Source organism: Flavobacterium ajazii (assembly GCF_010614725.1).
Lineage (GTDB): Bacteria > Bacteroidota > Bacteroidia > Flavobacteriales > Flavobacteriaceae > Flavobacterium > Flavobacterium ajazii.
Genome location: NZ_JAAEHL010000009.1, coordinates 1 through 7,052 on the forward strand (window position 1 = coordinate 1; position 7,052 = coordinate 7,052).

3 protein-coding genes and 1 pseudogene are annotated in these 7,052 nt (G+C 35.2%); 1 reads left to right on the top strand and 3 read right to left on the bottom strand.

All coding sequences use genetic code 11. The features are described from left to right. A pseudogene (locus GWR14_RS16370) lies at positions 1 to 1,988 on the bottom strand (hypothetical protein); the annotation flags it as partial. A 1,179-nt stretch (positions 1,989 to 3,167) separates the two neighbouring features. On the opposite strand from GWR14_RS16370, the gene GWR14_RS16375 reads away from it, so the two are divergent. Next, on the top strand, positions 3,168 to 3,974 hold the full coding sequence (locus tag GWR14_RS16375) for a DUF2490 domain-containing protein (protein ID WP_163410157.1): 807 nt from the start codon (positions 3,168 to 3,170) through the stop codon (positions 3,972 to 3,974). A gap of 201 nt (positions 3,975 to 4,175) precedes the next feature. Here GWR14_RS16375 and GWR14_RS16380 read toward each other — a convergent pair whose 3' ends face one another. Continuing rightward, the gene (locus tag GWR14_RS16380) at positions 4,176 to 6,098 is read right to left on the bottom strand and encodes an OmpA family protein (protein ID WP_163410158.1); all 1,923 of its coding nucleotides are present in this window, start codon (positions 6,096 to 6,098) and stop codon (positions 4,176 to 4,178) included. Positions 6,099 to 6,110: 12 nt separating this feature from the next. Further along, entirely contained in the window at positions 6,111 to 7,028 is a 918-nt protein-coding gene (locus GWR14_RS16385; protein ID WP_163410159.1) for a PorP/SprF family type IX secretion system membrane protein, read from the bottom strand. Between the last annotated feature and the right edge of the window lie 24 nt (positions 7,029 to 7,052).

Here is a 7,052-nt window from a genome sequence, read left to right on the forward strand (position 1 = left end):
TCTGCCGGGGTATAAGTCGTTCCTGAGATGCTTCCGCCTCCTGAAACTACCGACCAAGTCCCTCCTGCCGGTGTAGCCGATAAGGATTTGGTTGTATTCTCACAAATTGCTGTTGTTGAAGTCGTATTGCTGGCTGTACCTGAAAAAGCATTCACAGTGAAAGTTGCATCGGAACTTCTAGCGGCACATGATCCGTTGGCTGCAACCGTGTAGCGGATTGTTACCGGTGTATCTACTGTTACATTTGCCGGAGTATAAGTAGTCCCTGAGATACTTCCTCCTCCTGAAACTATCGACCAGGTTCCGCCTGCCGGTGTCGCTGACAAGGATTTGGTGGTATTCTCACAAATTGCTGTTGTTGAAGTGGTATTGCTTGGGGTACCAGAACTGGTATTTACAACCACAGTCCTTGTAACTGTTATTGCCAGACTGCAAGTTCCATTACTTACATTAGTTAAATTTAATGTAGTACTAGGTGAAACTCCTAATGTCGTCACAGTTACAGTGCCTCCTGAACCTATTGTTGCTGTACCTGAAACTGCTCCTGAGTAAGTCACTACATCTCCAGCTGTACCTGTAATCGTGAAAACAGCATTACTCCCTGTACAAATTGGAGTCGGCGAAGTCAGAGTTGGGGTTGTTAAAACGCACAAATTTGCAACCCTGGAAGTGGGTCCGCAAGCCAAATTACTCTGTTTAACTAAATCCCTATATTTATAGCTATTCATTGCTGCAGTAGCCGCTGTGATAGTTAAAGTAGCAGTTGTTGCTCCAGAATAAACACCTCCATTGGTAATGTTGGTCCAAGTAGTACCATTATTTGTGCTCACTTGCCATTGATGTTCTGTTGTTCCTGAACCTGAGGTTGTAACAGTGGTTGTAAATGTTGTATTTCCTCCTGCCAATACAGATTGATCTGCGGGTGTCGCAGCATTTAAAACACTTGAAACACCACCACCAACAGTTACATTTGTATAACTTCCTGTATAAGAAGCCGCAACCGGTCCGGTTACAAGTCCTGTACTGCTAACCGTTGGAGTCCCTATACCATAAACACCTCCATCATTACCATCGGCAGAAGCTAAATGATAATACTCATTAGCATCAGAACAGCCATCGTTATCGGAATCTAAATCAAATTTATTTGCAATTCCATCACCATCACTATCACACTCCCCTATCAAACTGGCATTATCAAAATTAATAGCATTATCCATTGATACCACATATGAATAAGTACCAGCAGGTAAACTTACCGTACCTTCAATAAAGGTCCAGCTAGTATTATTTGTAACTGAAATATTACCAGTGGTAGCTCTTACAGTTCCCCCTGTTCCAGTACCATTTACAATTCTTATAGATCCTATACCTGTTGCAGGAGCAGGATTACCACTAGCAATATTTCTTGAAGAGAAAAATCCACTAAAAGTTAATAAAGTAGTTCCTGATCCTGTTATTGTAAAGGTTTGATAAAAATCATTAGAACCATTAGCTATATCTAAATAATGTTGGGGAGTATTAAGATTAGCCAACCCTGGATCTGCACTGCTCTCTGGCCCAAAACCATTTCCGTATACATAAGGACCTGGCCCATCAACTTTAACTACATTTGCATTACTTGTACCTCCCAGTACCCAAGGAGCTATATTTACACCTATGTTATTTCCATTGTTTAGTCCTGTAAGATTTTCAAAACTTCCTGATAAGATTAAGTTATTACACTCATCAGTATCTAAAATTCCATCATTATCATCATCCAAATCCTGAGAATTGACTATACCATCTCCATCAAAATCATCCGAAGGACCGTATTGAGCATTTGCCGAAACAATAAAACAGAATAGTATAGCTGTTAGTGTTGTTTTTGAAATTAAAACTGATTCTATTTTTTTTATCAAATTATTATTTCCTATTCTACAATTGCATAAAGACGATGCAATTTTTTTGAAAACGATAAAAAACACATTAAAAAAAGTAAAATTATACATAGGCGTTTAGATTTGGAAAGTGAACTAAAATCCAAAATAAATATTTAGAAAAGAATAGCTTTTTGAAGGGAAAATAAAGTGTTTACGAAAAAAATATTTCGTGAAAGCAGAAGCTTAATTATAGTAGGTATCATAAAACAGAATAAGGACCGACAATAGTTTTTGTTTAATAATCAGTAGTTTGAGTTGCACAAAACTAAATAAACCCTGAATTAATAAATATCTTAATCGGTAATCTACTTGAATAAACGTCGAAATACGTTTTTAAAAAAGAATACGTAACTTTTTATTTACAAATAAATGTTAATTATCAATGTTTATAAGGTGATTGGTAATAAACAGCTGGAGCCGGTAAATCTAATTTTAGATAACATAGCATATTAAAAAACAGAACAAATCAATCAATTTTAAGAAATAAAGTAACTCATTTTGAGTCAAAAAACTAAAACAACGATTGGTTAACAACTAAAAACAAACACTTTTACTTTTACGGAAAAATCGTGGCCTTTCAGTTTTGATAATCATATATTTTAACTCTAAAAGGACTAATAAACTACCTTCTGCAATTTCAGGATAAATTATTCTACAAACCGACTTCAAAACAAGCTATTTTGTTTAAATTCTGCATAAAATGGTCCGAGAATTGTACTGTTCCAGCTACAATAAAAAAGATAAAACCTGAAAAATCTTATTCTCAGGCTTTTTTGTGATTCAACAAATTTTACTTTTCTTCCCTAAATTTAAAACCCAATGTTTACAACAAAAACTGGTTCATGCTTAGTCAAGTAAATCTAAAAAACAAAACTACAAACTAATACTTCTTTATATAGTCAGCATTGATTTTCAATTAAAGTGTTTTAATACCAGAAATCAATGTTGCATTTTCGCTTAATTGGTTGCAAATTAAAATGTGAAACAACCTTTTCTCTTAAAAATTCTGTCCCCTATTATTTTAAAGTTAATTTCGATACACACTATGATATAGGAATCAACATTATAATATATAATAACTTAAAATAAGATATTACCATGAAAAAAGCATCGAAAACAGCAGTCAGGTTTTTATTTTTTATAACCTTAAATTTACAGCAATGCTAAAACTTCCGGAATCGCTGGATAAAAAAATCTACAATAGAAGAGATCATATTTTTCTGTTTTCTGTTTTCTACACTTCTAATTATGAGCCAATTTAAAAGAGTTTTCATTTCTTTATGTGCAATATTAACTGCACAAATTTCAAGAGCACAGCTGGATCCACCTTATACAATTGGATTCATTCCGGCTTCTATAACAGAAGGGGATATTGCTTTTCCAATATATGAAAAATGGAACTTAAGTGGCCAGACTGATGTACAATTGGTGACTCAGGGTACTTATGACACTAAAAATCCTTTTGAATATACACAGCGAGTGGTTGTAAGACCGTGGCTGATATATTCTGGTTTTAAAAATATTAAATTGTGGCTGGGATATGCGCACAATCAGAAATATGCCGTTGAAGAAATGGGAAATTATGAAACACTCGAAAACCGCTTGATCATAATGAGCACCTTTTCACAAAATATGCCGAGAGGGAATATGTTTGAACAGGTTCGTTTTGAAACCAAATTTTTTGATGACCGAAACGGGGTTCATCAAACGATACCAAGAATTCGAATGAGATTTGGCGTAAATCATTTTCTTCCTGAAAGTAAGAGTAAAGCATTATTTTTAGCTCCAAACATAGGTTACTACGCAGAGCTGATGCTTAAATTCGCCTCAAAAGATTATGCGAAAGAGAATTTTGACATTTTCAGATTGTCAGTATATTATACGGCAGGAATTACTCCAAATATTCATTTTTTGGCTGGAGTAATCGGGCAAATGCAGCTTCGCACAAATGGAACTCAATTCGATATTTACTATGGACCAATGGTATCTGTTAAATACAGTATTAAACCCAAAGAAAGAGAAACTTTTGACAGTGTAGATGGGGGAGCGGATTAATCTGTGCCTTTCTATTTTTTAAGAAATTAGGCCTCAATCAGTTAATACCTAGCTTGCTTTTATTTATCCTTACACTGCCAAAAAATTAAGTATCTTCGTGTACGATCCATACTTTATTAATACATTTCCATAAAGCATTTTTTTATACAGATAAACAAAACTTTTTATAATGCAAATAAAGTTTAGGTATCTTATAAATACTTAAATAGAGGTAATGATAAACTCACTTCGTCTATTCTCCTGATGTTCCTCTTCGGTACATTTTACTCCGTCAGAACATTTGTTTACTAACTGAGTTTCTCCATACCCTCTTCCGGTCAGTCTTTCCGGATTTATACCGTTTCTTACTAGCCAGTATATAATAGATTTAGTTCTCTTATCTGATAAAATCTCGTTGTACTTAAATGTTGCCCGACTGTCTGTATGCGAACGGATATCAAGTTTAACAGAAGGATTCTCTTGTAAAACAACTAATATTTTTACCAAATCTACCGCTGCTTCCGGTCTGATATCTGACTTATCCAAATCAAAATAAATCCTTTTAATTCCAAAACATTTTGCTAAATCACCTCCCACAACTAATTTACAGGCATCTTTATCTAAAGCGATAGGTAAATTGGTTTTGCCGTTTAATTTTGGTATTATAACATTAACTTCCTTTGTGATGTAATCCGGATTTTCGGTTCTTACGGAATAAGATTTTCCACATTCGACAGGAAAACTGTAAAATCCGGTTGATTCAGCAATGGTGGAGTTTTTGATAACCTGATTTTCATACAAAATGACTTTTGTTCCCGGCAGGATAATTTTGGTTTCAGCATCCGTTATGATTCCGTTAAGTTCCTGAATACATTTTAGCTTTTTGGTTTCCAGAAATTTGTAAATATCATCACTCCCCTCTCCTCCTTCTTTATTTGAACTGAAATATCCTTTTCGGGAAACCGGATCGATGATATAGGCAAAATCATCCTGAGGGGAATTAACATCGGTACCTACATTCTGAATATTGCTTATGTTCCCGTTACTCTCAATCTGAGCCACAAAAACATCCAGTCCGCCAAGTCCTGGGTGACCGTCTGAAGCAAAATAAATTTCATTTTCAGATGTTACAAACGGAAATGTTTCTTTGCCTTCTGTATTAATCGCTTTTCCTAAATTTATCGGCTTTCCGTAGCTTGCATCTCCATTTATACTGACTTTATAAAGATCCGATTGTCCTATACTTCCGGGCATATCAGACGCAAAATATAATGTCTTTTCATCAGGGCTTAATGCAGGATGTGCAGTACTGTAATTGTCACTTGCAAATGGCAGGGCGCTTATATTAGTCCACTTATCATTTACCAGAGTAGCTTTATAAATTTTAACTAAGGTAACTTTTTTATCGTCTTTTCCTTTTTTACCATTTAGATAATTATTTCTGGTAAAATAAACTGTTTTTCCGTCTTTAGTAAATACAGGTGAAGCTTCATTAAATTTAGAATTCAAAGAAGTTTTAAACTTGGTTACCCGAGCAGAATCAACATCAGCAGTATATAAATTGGTAAAATATTCTCCTGTCCATTTATGCTTGCGCTGCGTGAAATTACCGGTATCTCTTGCCGATGCAAAGTATATTTTATTCTTGTATATAAAAGTTCCATAATCTGAATATTTTGAATTGATTCCGGCGTTTTCTATAACATAACGTCCAGAATTTGCCTTAATCTGATCAAGATAACTCACATTTTCGTCATAAAGCTTTGCTCTGCTGTCGGTTTGTTTTTTTGAGTTGAATTCATCCAGTATTTTGTTGGCCTGCTCTGTTTGTCCTGATGATTTTAAGGATTGGGCATATCTGTAATAGTATTCAGATCCTATTTCATCAGTATTCATTGCAAACAGCTCTCCATACCATTTGGCAGCACTTTCAAAATGCGAGTTGAAGTAATGAGCGTTTCCCAGTTTTTTAAACAGCTCTTCCGATTTATACCCCTTTTCTGCTACTTTTTCGTAAATCTTTATAGCATCAATGTAAGCATAATTGTCGTAATCTTTGCCTGCAGTTTTTACTTTTGATTCCTGTGCATAACCGTTAAACGAAAAAATATTTATTATAATCAGGGATAGGATAAAATTTTTCATAACCTTTATTTTTTAGAAAAAACGAGGAGTTGTCATTTTGCCGTTGTTTTTGAAGAATTCGTAACGCAGGAAAATTTCGTGTGATCCTGAATTGTAATTATTAAGGTTGCTGGTTTCACGATCATAACCATAACCTATATAAAGTCCATCAGTAATCTGGAATCCAACCATAGCGCTCAATGAAGCGCTCCATCTGTAAGCAGCACCCAGTACAAATTTGTCCACAAACATAAAATTTGCCGAAATGTCAACCTGAAGCGGTGCTCCTTGTACCATTTTAGCCAAAACTGCAGGCTTGAATTTGAAATATTCATAATGATCCAGATTGAAGACATACCCACCCATTAAATAATAATTGATTTTGTCTTTGTAAATAGCAATGTCATCGTCATCATAACGGTTTGTTTCTATGAAATTGGGTACCGAAAAACCAATATAAGCCTTGTCAGAATGCCAGTAAACACCTGCTCCTACATTGGGTGAGAATTTATTGTCGAGATCCTGAAACTGTGGATCGCCCTGATCTTCGGGATTTAGTTTACTGATATCCAGATTGAATAAATTAGCGGTTCCCTTGATTCCAAAAGAAAGCTTAAAATCTGCAGATACCTGCACGGTGTAGGATACATCTGCAGAAAAATTGTTCTCATTGGTAGGTCCTATTTTATCATTTACGAGCGAAACCCCAACACCCAATCTACTATTGTTTATAGGAGTATTGACAGAAAAACTACTGGTTTCAGGAGCTCCGTCCAGACCAACCCATTGTGTACGATACAGACCGAAAATACTCAATGCTCCACGAGAACCCGCATAAGCAGGGTTTATATTGATGGTGTTGTACATGTATTGTGTGTACTGAGCATCCTGCTGTGCAAAACACGAAGCTGTTACAAACATAACGACCAAAGAAAATAGTTTAGTTCTCATAGCAGATAATTTATTTTTCGATTA